Below are 14422 nucleotides of genomic sequence, written 5' to 3' on the forward strand. Positions count from 1 at the left end.
GCGCGGCGTTCGGGGATCGGCTTGTGGTTGCTCGGCGTCGGGTTGGCGCTGTCGAGTCTGCGTCCGCGGCTACCGTGGCGCATCGGCTCGCAGGCCGGCGCCCTGTCGGGGTCGGCGCGGCGCGAGCTGTTGTTGCGCGGTACGCACGGCACGGCCACCGTGCTCGGTGTTCGCCCGCGTCGCAGGGAGGCCGGGCACGTGTTCTGGGTGCGGGTGCAGCTCGACGGCGAGCTGCCCTACGAGACCAGGGTGCGCCAGCGCGTGCGGGAGGCGGATCTGGACCGGATGCGGCCGGGCGACGTCATCTTCTGCCGGGTCGACCCGGGTGACCGTGAGCGCGTGGTGCTGCATGTCTCCAACGATGCCGACCCCGGGCGGGTAGGGATCGCCAAGATCCTGTCCGACGGCCGCCGCGCGGAGGCGACGGTACTGGCCGCCACACCCATGGCCGCCGACTATTCCGGCCGCGATGATCCGGTGCTGCGGCTGGACCTCGAACTGCACGCGTGGGACGAGCCGTCGCCGTGGCGGGTGCGATTGGTGCAGCCGGTGCCGTTGGCCGCGATCGGTCTCGTCGACCTCGGCAAGCGGCTCGAAGTGGCGTTCTTCACCGTCGATCGCGGTGAATCGGTCGCCGTCGATTGGGCGGCTTCGCTGGGGGAGCGGTAGCCCGGTGAGATCAGCTGTGCGAGATGGCCGACCAGCCCGCGACCTCGTCGGGCTTGCGTGGGCTCGGGCCGGTGTAGATGGCGGCCGGACGCACCAGCTTGCCGAGCTGCTTCTGTTCCAGGATGTGCGCGCACCAGCCAGCGGTCCGGCCACAGGTGAACATGGCGGGCATCATGTGCGCGGGCACCTCGGCGAAGTCGAGGATGACCGCGGCCCAGAACTCGACATTGGTCTCGATGGCGCGGTCCGGGCGACGCTCACGCAGTTCGGCCAGCGCGGCCTGCTCCAGCGCGGCGGCCACTTCGAAGCGCGGCGCGGCCAGGCGCTTGGCGGTACTGCGCAGCACCCGGGCGCGCGGGTCCTCGGCCCGGTAGACCCGGTGCCCGAAGCCCATCAGCTTTTCCTTACGGTCCAGGATGCCCTTGACCAGCGCGCGGGCATCGCCGGTGCGCTCGACCTCTTCGATCATCGGCAGCACGCGCGCCGGGGCCCCACCGTGCAGCGGGCCCGACATCGCGCCGATCGCGCCCGACAGCGACGCGGCCACATCCGCGCCGGTGGAGGCGATCACGCGGGCGGTGAAGGTGGAGGCGTTCATGCCGTGTTCGGCGGCCGAAACCCAGTAGGCGTCGATGGCCTCGGTGTGCCGGGGATCCGGGTCACCCTTCCAGCGGGTCATGAACCGCTCGGTGACGGTGGTGCACTCGTCGATCTTCTGCTGCGGCACGGCGGGCTGGTAGATGCCGCGCGCGGACTGCGCGACGTAGGACAGCGCCATCACCGACGCGCGCGCCAGGTTCTCCCGCGCGGTCTCGTCATCGATGTCGAGCAGCGGCTCGTAGCCCCAGATCGGGGCGAGCATGGCGAGGCCGGCCTGCACGTCGACCCGGACGTCACCGGTGTGGACCGGAAGCGGGAACGGTTCGGCGGGCGGGAGGCCGTGGCCGAATTCACCGTCGACCAGCAGCGCCCAGGCATCACCGAAGGTCACCCGGTTGGCGACCAGATCTTCGATATCCACCCCGCGGTATCGCAGTGCGCCGCCGTCCTTGTCGGGTTCGGCGATATCGGTGGTGAACGCGACGACGCCCTCGAGACCGCTGACGAAATCCGGGGGAACCGCGGGGCTGGTAGTCATGTGGTGACTCTCCTTGCACGTCGGGTCGCATGGCTCGCGGTGCACGGTGGTCGCGGCACATGCCGATCAACAAAACCTTAGACCCTTGCTACTGCGGAGTAACGTCTGCCCCATGCGTGACCTGGACAATTCCTACCCGGATCTCGCCGCCATGCGCGTCGAGTACGGCGCCGGTCCCTTCGACAGCGAAGGCGCGCCCGGTACCGGCGCGCGCGATGCGGATCTGGACGAGAACTGGCTGGCAGGCGGCTGGGAACCGTTGCTACGGCACTGGATCGAACAGGCCACCGCCGTCGGGATCGCCGAACCGAACGCCATGGTGCTCGCCACCGTGGCGTTGTCCGCCGACGGCACACCGCGCCCGGTCGCGCGGACCGTGCTGTGCAAAGGGCTCTCACCCGAAGGTGTGACGTTCTACACGAACTACGACTCGGCCAAGGGCACCCAGCTCGCCGCCGTGCCGTTCGCGGCGGCCACCTTCGTCTGGCCCGCACTGGGCAGGCAGGTGCATCTGCGCGGACCGGCGCAGCGGGTCTCGGATGAGACCACCGCCGTCTACTGGCGGTCCCGGCCGCGCGATTCCCAGCTGAGTGCGTGGGCATCGCATCAGTCCAGGCCGATCGCCTCACGCGCCGAACTGGATCGCACGCTGGCCGAGGCCACGGAGCGGTTCGCCGGCGTCGATCACATTCCGGTGCCGCCGCACTGGGGTGGTTATCTGCTACGCCCGGACGAGGTCGAGTTCTGGCAGGGACGGCAGGGGCGATTGCACAACCGCATCCGGGTGGACGTCGATGGCGACACCATGACCGTCCAGCGCCTGCAACCGTGAACTCGCCGCCGTAATGCATCCAATGATGTGATGAATAAGGTCTGGATCAATCAGGCTCCGGTCGAATAATCTGCGGCTGGTGAGACTGCTCGCCGACACCAGGCCGCTGCGCGATCCGAACTATCGCAGGCTGTGGACCTCCGGCGTCGTCACCACCATCGGCGCGCAACTGTCGGTGGTCGCCGTGCCGACCCAGATCTTCCAGCTCACCGGCAGCTCCGGCTATGTGGGTCTGGCCGGTCTGTTCGGGTTGGTGCCGCTCATCGTGTTCGGCCTGTGGGGCGGTGCGCTCGCCGATGTGATGGACCGGCGCACCCTGATGTTGATCACCAATGCCGGCACCGGCCTGACCGCACTCGCGTTCTGGTTCCAGGCAGCGTTCGGGGGCGGCAATGTCTGGATGGTGCTCGGCCTGTTCGCCGTGCAACAGGCCTTCTTCGCCGTCAACCAGCCCACGCGAAGCGCGACCATTCCCAGACTCCTGCCGGAAAGCCAGCTCGCGGCGGCCAATTCACTCTCGATGACGGTCACCCAGTTCGGCGCCATCGCCGGGCCGGTGCTCGCGGGCGCGCTCATCCCGTTGATCGGCCTGTCCACGCTGTATCTGATCGACGCCGTCGCCTTGCTGGTCACGCTGTGGGCGGTGTGGCGGCTGCCGTCGCTGCCACCGACCGGTTCGGTGCGCCGCGCGGGTCTGCGCACCGTGTTCGACGGCTTCGCCTATCTGGCCACTCAGCGGATCCTGCTCGCATCCTTCGCCGTCGACATCATCGCCATGGTGTTCGGCATGCCGCGAGCGCTGTTCCCGCAGATCGCGCACGAGACCTTCGGTGATCCGGCCACCGGCGGCGTCGCGCTGGGGCTGCTGTTCGCGTCCATGTCCGTCGGTGCGGTGCTCGGCGGGGTGTTCTCCGGCTGGATTCCGCGGGTGCGGCGGCAGGGGCTGGCGGTGGTCGTATGCATCGCCCTATGGGGGCTGGCCATGGTCGGATTCGGGATCGCGGTCGGATTCACCGGGCACGGTCTCGGTGTCGCCGCCGGCCTGTGGATCGCGCTGGCCTGCTCGGCCTTCGGCGGGGCCGTCGACATGGTCTCGGCCGCGCTGCGGATGACGATGTTGCAGACCGTGGCGACCGACGAAATGCGTGGCAGGCTGCAGGGAGTGTTCATCGTCGTCGTCGCAGGTGGGCCCAGGATCGGTGATGTTGCGCACGGTTTTGCGGCCGCGAGCCTGGGTACCGCCGTAGCCTCGGCGGGCGGTGGTGTGCTGGTCGTGGTCGGTGTGGTGGTCGCGGCACTGGCCTTCCCCGCCTTCGTCCGATACCGCGTGGGCCGGTCAGAGCCGAAACCGGTGCTCGCGTGAGTGCCCAGGCCTCACTGTCGTTGCGTACGTTTGTGAGATCGTGCGCTGGGCACCCTCCTGCCCGAGCCCGGCGACGCAGCGACTAGCGTCATGGTCAAGCGCACCCCGTGCCGACCGCACCCGGTGCCGACGGTCATAGCCTGAGAGGGATCCTTCCGTGCCCGAGAATCACATCAACGACGCCAAGCCGGTGCTGACGTACCCCGGCGGCGAATACCCGATGACGATCGCCGACGCCTCCGAGGGCAACGACGGTATCGATCTGGGCAAGCTGCTGGCGAGCACGGGATACACCACCTACGATCCCGGCTTCGTCAACACCGCGTCCACCAAGTCGGCCATCACCTACATCGACGGTGAGGCGGGCATCCTGCGCTACCGCGGGTACCCGATCGACCAGCTGGCCGAGCGCTCGACCTTCATCGAGGTCAGCTACCTACTCATCTACGGTGAGCTACCGACGCAGGCCCAGCTCGAGTCGTTCACCGACAAGATCCGCCGCCACACCCTGCTGCACGAGGACCTCAAGCGGTTCTTCGACGGCTTCCCCCGCAACGCGCACCCGATGCCGGTGCTGTCGTCCGCGGTGAACGCCCTGTCGGCGTACTACCAGGACTCGCTGGACCCGCGCGACCCCGAGCAGGTCGAGCTGTCCACCATCCGCCTGCTGGCCAAGCTGCCGACCATCGCCGCGTACTCGTACAAGAAGTCGGTCGGCCAGCCGTTCCTCTACCCGGACAACTCGCTGAGCCTGGTGGAGAACTTCCTGCGGATGACCTTCGGTTTCCCGGCCGAGCCCTACGAGGTCGACCCGGAGATCGCCGCAGCGCTGGACATGCTGCTGATCCTGCACGCCGATCACGAGCAGAACTGCTCCACCTCGACCGTGCGCCTGGTCGGCTCTTCCGACGCCAACCTGTTCACCTCCGTCTCCGGTGGTATCAACGCGCTGTGGGGCCCGCTGCACGGCGGCGCCAACCAGGCCGTGCTCGAGATGCTCGACGACATCAAGGCACAGGGCGGCGACGTCAAGGAGTTCATCCGCAAGGTCAAGGCCAAGGAAGACGGTGTGAAGCTCATGGGCTTCGGGCACCGCGTCTACCGCAACTACGACCCGCGTGCCGCCATCGCCAAGAAGCACGCCGACGCCATCCTGGCCAAGCTCGGCGGTGACGACGAGCTGTTCGACATCGCGAAGGCCCTCGAAGAGGCCGCCCTCACCGACGACTACTTCGTCGAGCGTCGCCTGTACCCGAACGTCGACTTCTACACCGGCGTCATCTACAAGGCGATGGGCTTCCCGACCCGCATGTTCACCGTGCTCTTCGCCATGGGCCGGCTGCCCGGCTGGATCGCGCACTGGCGGGAAATGCACAGCGAGCCGCTCAAGATCGGCCGCCCGCGCCAGGTCTACACCGGTTACGGTGCACGCGACTACCACGAGATCAACAACCGCTAGATCCGACGAAGAACACACATATCGAAGGGGATATGCGAATGAGCAAGCCGGAGATCGAATTCCAGGCGGGCCCCGCGCCCACCGAGCTGGCCATCAAAGACATCACCGTCGGTGACGGCGCGGAAGCGGTGCCCGGCGGCACCGTCGAGGTGCACTACGTTGGCGTCGAATTCGAGACCGGCGAGGAGTTCGACTCGTCGTGGAACCGCGGCGAGTCCCTCATCTTCCCGCTGCGCGGCCTGATCCAGGGCTGGCAGGACGGCATCCCCGGGATGAAGGTCGGCGGCCGCCGCCAGCTCACCATCCCGCCGGAGCAGGCCTACGGTCCCGTCGGCTCGGGCCACAAGCTTTCGGGTAAGACCCTGGTCTTCGTCATCGACCTGCTGGACGTCAAGTAGGTCTCGGCCTCCTCTGTTCACGCCGACTGCGGCCCGCGCTCATCGAGTGCGGGCCGCAGTGCTGTTTCCGGGGTGGGTTCAGGATGCCGGATGATCCGCGGCGGCCGCGCGCGCGGCGTCGAACGGTGCCCGGTCGAAAATGATCCGGACGTGGGTGATCTGTCCGTCGACGACGGTGTACAGCTCCGCCGCCGGTGCATGCGGCACCGGGATCGTGGTGGTGTCGTACATCAGCAGCGCGGTGTCGTCGTCGCCGAACGCGGCGAGCAGTTGCGAACTCGTCATGATCTGGCTGAACGGTTCCATGAAGGCGCGGAAATCTGCCAGGCCGGTGATCTGTCCGGATGGCGCTGCGCAGACGAGGTCAGCGGCGAGGAAGGAGCTCGCGCGTTCGAAGTCGTGGCTGGTCCAGGCGCGGTGGTAGGCCAGCGCGGTCTGCAGGGCACTGCTGGTGGTCATGATGTCCTCCCGGGGTCGATGGGCCGCCCGATGCCGCCCTCAGTGGTTGTGACACCGCGGCGGGCACGAACGGAACGCGGCGGACGGTCCCGCTCGTATCGCGCCGCGGCCCCTCCCCGATGGCACGATGGCGGGGTGGAACCGACCGTCCTCGAACGGGCCCGCGCAGGCGACGAGCGAGCCTTCGGTGAACTGACCGACCCGTACCGCCGGGAACTGCTGGTGCACTGCTATCGCATGCTCGGATCGTTGACCGACGCCGAGGACACACTCCAGGAGACATTGTTCGCGGCCTGGCGCGGTCTGCCGGAGTTCGAACAGCGGTCCTCGCTGCGAACCTGGCTGTACCGGATCGCGACCAACCGTTGCCTCAACGTCCTGCGCTCGGCGCGACGCCGTCCGCCGGAGCCGGTGCCGCCGTTCCGTCCACCCGAGCCGACTCGTCGGGATTCGATCACCTGGCTACAGCCGGCACCCGACGATGTGCTGGCCGGCGTCGCGGATCCGGCGGCGGGTCCGGAGGCCGATCATCAGGCGCGGGCCACGGTCGAACTAACCTTCGTCGCCGCGCTGCAACGACTTCCGCCGCTGCACACCGCGACCGTCGTACTGCGCGATGTCCTCGATTTCCCGACCGCACAGGTCGCGGACCTGCTCGACAGCACACCGACAGTGGTCAAGGGCACTTTGCAACGTGCGCGGGCGACCCTGCACCGGGAGCATGGCAGCATCGACGTGACCCGCCCGGGCTCCGCCACGGAACAGGCACTTGCACAACGTTTCGCGGCCGCGTACCTCGCAGGCGACGTCGACGGGGTCGTCGCGTTGCTCACCGATGACTCTTGGCTGACGATGCCGCCCGCGCCGCACGAGTACCACGGCCCGGACGCCATCGCCGCTTTCCTACACGCCTCGTTCGGCTACCGCGGCACCCGGCGAGCGCACCTTACGGCGACAAGCGCCAACACCCAGCCCGCGTTCGCGAGCTACCTAGATGATCAGGAGGAACCGTCCGCGTCCCCGGCCGGGTTGATCGTGCTGACCTGTGCGGGCGAGCGGATCGCCGCGATCACCAGGTTCCATCTGGACACCCTCTACGCGCGCTTCGGTATGCCCGATCGGCTACCGGTGCCGGCGGAGAATGGCCGGTGACCTGACACGTTACGACCGGCCGGTGAGATCGGCCGGCGACCTGCGCTTGCGCTCGAGCGCGGTGGTTGTCGCGCACAGCCTCGGCTGTTTGGCGGTGCTGCGCCGGCTCGCTGCCCGCATCGGTTCCTGGCGGCTCGGGCATCTGGTGCTGGTGAGCGGCTTCCTCGAGCGGTTGCCGGTCCTGCCGGAGCTCGATGCTTTCATCGGGGACGGCTGCGCGGTCGACGGTCTCCGGTCGTCGATCGATCAGGTCAGCGTCATCCGCTCCGACGACGACCCGATCGTGCCCGCCGGTCACACTGATCGGCTGGCAGCGCAATTCGGTGTTCGGCCGACGATCGTCCCGGGAGCCGGGCATTTCCTCGCCGCCGATGGCGTCACCACCCTTGCCGCGGCACGGGATGCGGTGCTGGCGCCTGCGTTCGACTGAACGGCCGGTTGCTCGGTCCGGGTCACTCCCGCACGATCTCCACCGGATCGGTGAGCGCGAGCGCCACCGCCGACTGCTGCGCCTTGCCGCGTTGCGGAAGGGCTTCCAGGGCCTTACCGGTCTGGGTGTTCAGATTGGTGACGATGCCCTGAAGCTGCCCGATGCCGGTCTCGATCATGCCGATGGCGGCCAGCAGTTGCGCACCGCCCTCTTCGGCGAGCTTGGGCAGGGATTCGGCGAGTTGGGCGCCCTGGGCCAATTGATCGCTCGCGCTGGTCAGTCGGGCCACTACGGTGCGCAGCAGGGTGCCGAGGTCGGTGTTCGGGTCCACGGCGGCGCCGGTCAGCGTGCCGAGGCCGGTGAGTTGGGAACCGGCTTGACCGGAAACGTCACGCAACGCTTGTAGTTTGCCGATGACGTCGGCCACCTGCGGATCCCCGGCGAACGGCAGCCCACGCAGCAGCGGCAGGATCTGGTCGAGCCCCGAACTCATCGTATTCGCCGACTGCTGCACCTGGGCGATGGTCAGATTGGTCGAATCCAAAGCGGTGGCCAGCTGTTCGGCCTGCGCAGCCGCGCCGTCGACGGTGTTGTTCAGCAACTCGATCGCCGAAGTCAACTGCGCGGACCCGTTTTTGGCCATATCCAGAAACCCGAGCAGCTGATCGGCGCCCGCGGTGAACTGATCGGCACCGGCGACCGCTACGTTCACCCCCGCGTTCAACAGCTGAGCAGTGAACTGCACACTCGTCATCTCCGACCTGGCGGCGGCCGTGGCCGACAACGCCGCATCCACACCCACCGCGCCGATGTGCTGAGTCACCGTAGCGACCGCCCCGTTCACCAGACCGGCGTCCGCCCCCGAATTCGTCACCACCGTAACCTTCGCCCGGCGCGGGTCCGGCTCCGCCAACGTGCCCATGGACTCCGTCAAGTCGGCGGGAAGCGTGATCACGGCCGCATAGTCGTCGCTATCAGCCTCACCTGGCGCGACGGCTGCCCATTCATAACCACCGGCCTGCTGAACTGCCTCCACCACGCGCTCCCCGGTCGGCCCGGAATCAGCGTTGACCAAGGCGATCCCGCTCGGCGCCGCCGCCGACCGCCCACATGCAGCAAACCCACCCACCGCCCCGACCCCGACGACAACAGCAGCGAGAAGTGCCCAGCGGGCGCGTATTCCGATCACAGCGCCGAGGCTAGATCCGCCTTATGCTGCGATTGTTGGTGATTCTCTGAGGTTTCGGTAAGGACCGGCACGGCGCTGAATGTGCGAGTGCGTACCGGTGCGGCGGTCACGCATGGAACTTGCGTCGGTCAGGTCACCTGTGCAGGGCGTGCGGGGAGATCGAGGACCAGTCGAATTCCGCCGAGCGTCCCGTCGTCGAAAAATGCTTGACCACCATGCAATTGCGCCTGCTGGGCGACCAAGGCGAGCCCGAGCCCGGAACCGCCCTTGGTGGCCTGACTCCCGCGGTAGAACCTGTCGAAGACGGCTTGGCGTTCCTCGGCCGGAATCCCGCGCCCGTTGTCGTCGATCGAGACGACGATGTGCCCGCCCGGTGCTCGGTGGGCCGAGACCAGAGCTTCGGTGGCGCCGCCGTGTTTGACCGAGTTGGCCAGGGCGTTGTCGACGGCTAGGCGTAGGCCGGCAGGTAGGCCGCGGGTGACGAGTTCGGCGTCGGTGTCGATGCGGACGGTGAAGCCGGGGAAGTGGCGCATGGCGTCGTGGGCGGCCTGGTCGCACAGGTCGCCGACGTCGGTGTCGACGTGGTCGCGTTCGTGGGTGAGGTCGCCGGAGGCGAGGCGTTCGAGCGCGGACAGCGTCGCTTCCACGCGGCCCTGGCTGCGGTGCAGGTCGTCGAGGATTTCGGCGCGCTGGGCGTCGTCCAGGTCGAGGGTGCGCAGGACCTCCAGGTCGGTGCGCATGGCGGTGAGCGGGGTGCGTAGTTCGTGCGCGGAGACAGCGGCGAAATCGCGGGCGGTTTCCAGCGCGGCCGCGGTGTCGCCCTGGGCTTGATCGACCCGCGACAGCATGGTGTTCACCGCATCGGCGAGCTTTTCGGCCTCGAGCACACCGGAGCCGTCGACCGGTTGTGGTGGCTGGTCCGGATCGCGATAGCCGCTGCGCGCCCCTACTTGACGGGTGAGGTCGACGATCGGCCGCACCGCGCGTCCACCGAAAAGCCAGCCGAGCCCCGCCGAGGCGGCGATGGCCAGCAGGCCACCACCGAGCACCCAGCGCTGCTGTTCGGCGGTGGCGCGGGCGGAATCCGCGTTCGGAATGCCCATCGAGACGGTCCGGCCGGGTTGCTGATTTTCGGTCGTGGTGAGGACGCGATACGACGCGCCGTCCACCGTGACAGTCCGCGAACCTGGTGGCAGATCGGGAAGTTCGATCGCGGTGGTCGCGGACAGTGCGCCGTTGTCGCGCACGGTGAGCGCCATGTCCTCGTTCGGACCGATGATGTTGACCAGGCCGACCGCGATCACCGGATCGATCAGTACCAGCCTGGACGCGAGAGTGAGTTGCTGATCGGTCTGTTCGACGTTGACCCGCTCGATCGCCTGCAAGGTGATGACGCTCAGGATCGTGATGATGAGAATTGCGCCCGCCGCTGCCGCGCCTGCGACCCTGGTGCGCAGCGAGTAGGCCCGTCTACGAGGGCGATTCGCAGTGCCGGATGGAGATGTCCGGCCCGGCGTGCCGGTTTCTCGCGGTCGCGAGATTTCGGCTCCGCGCGGTGGGCGGGGCCGATCCGGCGCCGAGCCGGCGCTCACCTCTGCCCGATCATTTCGGCGCCCGCAAAACGAAACCCACCCCGCGGATCGTGTGCAGTAGCCGCGGCGTGGCCTCGACTTCCAGCTTGCGCCGCAAGTAGCCGACGAATACGTCCACCACATTGGTGTCGGCGACGAAGTCGTAGCCCCACACCAACTCCAGTAACCGTTCCCGGCTCAACACCACCCCGGCATTGCGGGCCAGCGTGGACAGCAATTCGAATTCCCGTTTGGTCAGGTCGACTTCGCGGCCGTTGAGCAGCGCCCGATATCCGGCGACGTCCACTTCGAGCGGCCCGACGGTGACCGCCCCCGGCGTGGCAGGCGCCGGCGTATCGGAACGACGACGCAGCAGCGCCTTGATGCGCGCCACCAACTCGGCGAGCACGAACGGTTTCACCAGGTAATCATCGGCACCGGACTCCAGCCCGGCGATCCGGTCGTCGACCGAGCTGCGGGCGCTGAGCACACAGATCGGCACCTCGTTGCCCATTGCCCGCAGCGCCGTCACCACACCGGCGCCGTCGAGCACCGGCATATTCATATCGAGCACGATGGCGTCGGGGGAGTGCTCGTTGACGGCGCGCAGGGCCGCGCCACCGTCGCGGGCCACCAGAACCTGGAAGCCGGACAGGCGCAGCCCCCGCTCCACCGAGGCGAGCACGTCCTCGTCGTCGTCGACGACGAGGACGGTCGGGTTCGTAGTTGTGCGATCGGCGCTCACGTCGTTCATTCTGCCGTCGCTTCCCGGCGCGGCCCCGGCACGACCCGGGCCGGATCACCTCGGCGGCGGCAGGCCCGCGACCGAAAAACGGATCGGCCGCGGCCCGTGGCGGCGAACACCGGCTCGGTCAGTAGTTGTGGCAGGTGTCGGCCACGCCCTGGATGGTCTGGCTCAGCCCCGAGGCGCGGGGATCGTTTTCGGCCTGCTGCGCGGCTTCGGGGTTCTCGTCGATGTAGCGCTGGAGTTCGGCACGGCGCTGCTCGACCGGCTGTTCGAACTTGGCCTGCAGTTCCGCCTTGACCTCTGGATTCGCGTCCAGCATCGCCGCCAGTTGCGGGGCCTGGTCGTGCAGCGCGGCATCGACCTGGGCGAACGAACAATCGGATTCGAGCAGCGGTGTGGCCAGCTCCATCGGACCAGCGGACGCGACCGCGGGGCTGAGGAAGGCGGTCACGGTGGCGGCCCCGGCCACGGTGAGTGCCGCGAGGGTGGCCCTGCCACGAAAACGGTTCATATTGCTGCCTCCTACAAGATCGGTGACGGACGCCTCGACGCTATTGCCCGGGGCTGGCACGAGTGTGAACCGTTCCTGTGAAAACTCTGTGGACGGGCGCCGCCTGCGGTGCGGATGCCTCTACTGCGCAATCGGATCCGAATCCGCCACGACCTCGCCGGAGTTCCCATTCGCCTCACCATCGGCCGGACGGCTGGTGAACAACTCCGGTTGCGCGGCAAGAATCTGATCTTCCAGCGCGACCAGCACCGAGGAGTCCTCGATAGTGGACGGCACCTCGTATTCCTCACCCGCGGTGATCTGGCGGATGGTCTTGCGCAGGATCTTGCCCGAACGGGTCTTGGGCAATCCAGCGACGACGACCGCATCGTGCAGGGTGGCGATGGCCCCGATCTGGGTGCGCACGCGCTGGATCAGCTCCTCGCGCAACTGCTCCTTGTCCACCTCGACCCCGGTCTTGAGAACGACATACGCGATCGGACGTTGCCCCTTGAGCTCATCGGGCAGGCCGATGACCGCGCATTCGGCGACCGCCTCATGGCCCGCGATGGCGGCCTCGATACTGCCCGCCGACAGCCGGTGCCCGGCCATATTGATCACGTCGTCGCTGCGACCGAGGACGAACAGGTAACCGTCGTCGTCGAAATAGCCGGAGTCACCGGTCAGATAATGGCCGGGATAAGCAGATAGGTAGGAACGTTTGTACCGCTCGTCGTCGTGCCACAGTCCGCTGAGCGCACCCGGCGGCAACGGCAGCCCGATGACGATATTGCCCTCGACATTCGCCGCGACCGGATTGCCCGACGAATCCAGCACTCGCAGCCGATACCCGGGCACCGGCACCGATGCCGACCCGGGCTTGATCGGCAGCTGTTGCAACCCCAGCGGATTGGCGCAGATCGGCCAACCGGTCTCGGTCTGCCACCAGTGGTCGACCACCGGGCAGTCCGGCCGTTCGGCGAGCAGGGTGTCCACTGCCCAGGCGTAAGTCGTCGGATCGAGTCGCTCACCCGCGCAGAACAACGCCCGCAGCGAGGACAGGTCGTAGGTGTGGGCCAGGGTGGCGTTCGGATCGGCACGCCGGATGGCGCGCATCGCGGTCGGCGCGGTGAACAGCACGTGCACCCCGTATTCGGCGACCACGCGCCAGAATGCGCCCGCATCAGGGGTGCCGATCGGCTTGCCCTCGTACAGCAGCGTGGTGGCACCGACCAGCAATGGCGCGTAGACGATGTAGGAGTGGCCGACGACCCAGCCCACATCGGAGGCCGCCCACATCACCTGGCCCGGACCCACGTCGTAGATATTGCGCATCGACCAGCTCAAAGCGACCGCGTGCCCGCCGTTGTCGCGGACCACGCCCTTGGGCCTGCCGGTGGTGCCGGAGGTGTAGAGGATGTAGAGCGGATCGGTCGCGGCGACCGAAACCGGATCGGCGAGTGGGGCATCGCGGACGGCGTCCTCCCAATCCAGCCAGCGGGCGGCGACCGTCTCGGCCGAACTCGGCATCGATTCGGTGGCGGGTAGCTGCTCGGGGAAGGGGATCGTCGGAAACGCGGTCCGCTGCTTGACGATGACGTTGCGTGGCGCGGTGGTCTGCGCCAGGTCGAGCGCCTCCATCACGATCGGCGGGTACTCGATCCGGCGCCCCGGCTCCAGCCCGCCGGAGGCGGTGATGATCAGCACCGGCTCGGCGTCATCGATGCGGGCGGCGAGTTCCGGCGCGGCGAACCCACCGAAGACCACCGAATGCACCGCGCCGATGCGCGCGCAGGCCAGCATCGCGATAACGGCCTCCGGGATCATCGGCAGATAGATCACGACCCGATCACCCTTGGCGACACCGAGCCGTGACATCGCGCCGGCGAACCGTGACACTTCGGTCAGCAGTTCCGCGTAGCTGTAAACCCCCCTGGCACCTGTCATAGCCGAGTCATATATAAGGGCGGGCTGGTCGGCTCGGCCGCCCGTGCCCTCGGCGCCTTCGGGCAGTTCGCGCACGTGCCGGTCGAGCGTGTTGAACGAGGTGTTGAGTCGCGCGTCGGGGAACCAGCGCGCGGCGGGCCTGGCCGTGGTATCGATCACCTGGTCCGGGGGTATCTCCCAGTCGATGGCAGTGGCAGCATGGGCCCAGAACTCGGCGGGATCGACGAGGCTGGTCTGGTAGACCGGTCGGTACTCGTTCCTCGCGTTCAACCCGTGCTCCCTAGCCTCGCTTCGATGCCCGCCTCGATAGATCAGCACGATTGTGGCAGACTTCACGCGACGCCCGGGTGGGTGCCGCGACCTTTGGTTTTGCCTGGAACGGGCTGGTCACTGGCGGTGTGCCGATGCGGGGTCTACCAAGAAGTTATTGATCCGTTAGAATCTGATGTCACTTATTCGGTCCGTCGTAGACGCAATTTCTCGGCCAGCCGCAGTTCTCGGCCAGCACTGTCTGTCGAGCCAGCATGCGATTGTGGAGGTTCCGCTGATGGCGCGTGGCTGGGGCCAGTTTGGAAAG

The 14422-nt window shown here is 67.8% G+C and carries 14 protein-coding genes; 7 read left to right on the forward strand and 7 right to left on the reverse strand.

All coding sequences use genetic code 11. The annotated features are described in order from the left end of the window. Nucleotides 1-21 precede the first annotated feature (21 nt). The gene (locus ACFXNW_RS05070) at nt 22-669 is read left to right on the forward strand and encodes a hypothetical protein (RefSeq protein ID WP_379415956.1); all 648 of its coding nucleotides are present in this window, start codon (nt 22-24) and stop codon (nt 667-669) included. A 10-nt stretch (nt 670-679) separates the two neighbouring features. Here the strand turns inward: ACFXNW_RS05070 and ACFXNW_RS05075 are convergent, their stop codons facing one another. Beyond that, the gene (locus tag ACFXNW_RS05075) at nt 680-1807 is read right to left on the reverse strand and encodes a citrate synthase 2 (RefSeq protein ID WP_379415958.1); all 1128 of its coding nucleotides are present in this window, start codon (nt 1805-1807) and stop codon (nt 680-682) included. A 112-nt stretch (nt 1808-1919) separates the two neighbouring features. Here ACFXNW_RS05075 and pdxH point away from each other — a divergent pair, with 112 nt between their 5' ends. The 4 genes from pdxH (at nt 1920) to ACFXNW_RS05095 (ending at nt 5859) form a co-directional block, all read left to right on the forward strand. Continuing rightward, a complete protein-coding gene (gene pdxH, locus ACFXNW_RS05080) occupies nt 1920-2639 on the forward strand; it encodes a pyridoxamine 5'-phosphate oxidase (protein ID WP_379415959.1) in 720 nt (239 codons plus the stop codon). Nucleotides 2640-2718: 79 nt separating this feature from the next. Beyond that, nucleotides 2719-4002: an MFS transporter gene (locus tag ACFXNW_RS05085; protein ID WP_379415961.1), complete on the forward strand. Its 1284-nt coding sequence runs from the start codon at nt 2719-2721 to the stop codon at nt 4000-4002. Nucleotides 4003-4159: 157 nt separating this feature from the next. Further along, the gene (locus ACFXNW_RS05090) at nt 4160-5461 is read left to right on the forward strand and encodes a citrate synthase (RefSeq protein WP_379415962.1); all 1302 of its coding nucleotides are present in this window, start codon (nt 4160-4162) and stop codon (nt 5459-5461) included. Between the two features lie 38 nt (nt 5462-5499). Further along, nucleotides 5500-5859, forward strand: a complete 360-nt coding sequence (locus ACFXNW_RS05095) for an FKBP-type peptidyl-prolyl cis-trans isomerase (RefSeq protein ID WP_163823749.1) — start codon at nt 5500-5502, stop codon at nt 5857-5859. A gap of 78 nt (nt 5860-5937) precedes the next feature. Here the strand turns inward: ACFXNW_RS05095 and ACFXNW_RS05100 are convergent, their stop codons facing one another. Next, nucleotides 5938-6318 carry a nuclear transport factor 2 family protein gene (locus tag ACFXNW_RS05100; RefSeq protein WP_379415965.1) on the reverse strand — a complete coding sequence of 127 codons (381 nt, stop codon included), beginning with the start codon at nt 6316-6318 and terminating at the stop codon, nt 5938-5940. Nucleotides 6319-6453: 135 nt separating this feature from the next. On the opposite strand from ACFXNW_RS05100, the gene ACFXNW_RS05105 reads away from it, so the two are divergent. Together ACFXNW_RS05105 and ACFXNW_RS05110 are read left to right on the forward strand one after the other, a co-directional pair. Then, entirely contained in the window at nt 6454-7470 is a 1017-nt protein-coding gene (locus tag ACFXNW_RS05105) for an RNA polymerase subunit sigma-70 (protein ID WP_379415966.1), read from the forward strand. A gap of 22 nt (nt 7471-7492) precedes the next feature. Further along, a complete protein-coding gene (locus tag ACFXNW_RS05110) occupies nt 7493-7900 on the forward strand; it encodes an alpha/beta hydrolase (RefSeq protein WP_379415967.1) in 408 nt (135 codons plus the stop codon). Nucleotides 7901-7922: 22 nt separating this feature from the next. Here the strand turns inward: ACFXNW_RS05110 and ACFXNW_RS05115 are convergent, their stop codons facing one another. The 5 genes from ACFXNW_RS05115 to ACFXNW_RS05135 form a co-directional block, all read right to left on the reverse strand. Continuing rightward, on the reverse strand, nt 7923-9089 hold the full coding sequence (locus ACFXNW_RS05115; protein WP_379415969.1) for a hypothetical protein: 1167 nt from the start codon (nt 9087-9089) through the stop codon (nt 7923-7925). 128 nt (nt 9090-9217) lie between these two features. Beyond that, entirely contained in the window at nt 9218-10474 is a 1257-nt protein-coding gene (locus tag ACFXNW_RS05120) for a sensor histidine kinase (protein WP_379415971.1), read from the reverse strand. A gap of 217 nt (nt 10475-10691) precedes the next feature. Continuing rightward, nucleotides 10692-11414 carry a response regulator transcription factor gene (locus ACFXNW_RS05125; RefSeq protein ID WP_379415972.1) on the reverse strand — a complete coding sequence of 241 codons (723 nt, stop codon included), beginning with the start codon at nt 11412-11414 and terminating at the stop codon, nt 10692-10694. A gap of 118 nt (nt 11415-11532) precedes the next feature. Continuing rightward, nucleotides 11533-11919, reverse strand: a complete 387-nt coding sequence (locus ACFXNW_RS05130) for a hemophore-related protein (protein WP_379415974.1) — start codon at nt 11917-11919, stop codon at nt 11533-11535. 120 nt (nt 11920-12039) lie between these two features. After that, complete coding sequence (locus ACFXNW_RS05135; RefSeq protein ID WP_379415975.1) at nt 12040-14115, reverse strand: AMP-binding protein; 2076 nt, start codon at nt 14113-14115, stop codon at nt 12040-12042. Between the last annotated feature and the right edge of the window lie 307 nt (nt 14116-14422).

It is taken from the genome of Nocardia sp. NPDC059180 (assembly GCF_042754945.1).
In the GTDB taxonomy this organism is placed as follows: domain Bacteria; phylum Actinomycetota; class Actinomycetes; order Mycobacteriales; family Mycobacteriaceae; genus Nocardia.

Coding starts and splice junctions, on each gene's coding strand:
- ACFXNW_RS05125 (WP_379415972.1), bottom strand. CDS start 11,414: ATGAACGACGTGAGCGCCGATCGCACAACTACGAACCCGACCGTCCTC.
- ACFXNW_RS05095 (WP_163823749.1), top strand. CDS start 5,500: ATGAGCAAGCCGGAGATCGAATTCCAGGCGGGCCCCGCGCCCACCGAG.
- ACFXNW_RS05130 (WP_379415974.1), bottom strand. CDS start 11,919: ATGAACCGTTTTCGTGGCAGGGCCACCCTCGCGGCACTCACCGTGGCC.
- ACFXNW_RS05100 (WP_379415965.1), bottom strand. CDS start 6,318: ATGACCACCAGCAGTGCCCTGCAGACCGCGCTGGCCTACCACCGCGCC.
- ACFXNW_RS05075 (WP_379415958.1), bottom strand. CDS start 1,807: ATGACTACCAGCCCCGCGGTTCCCCCGGATTTCGTCAGCGGTCTCGAG.
- pdxH (WP_379415959.1), top strand. CDS start 1,920: ATGCGTGACCTGGACAATTCCTACCCGGATCTCGCCGCCATGCGCGTC.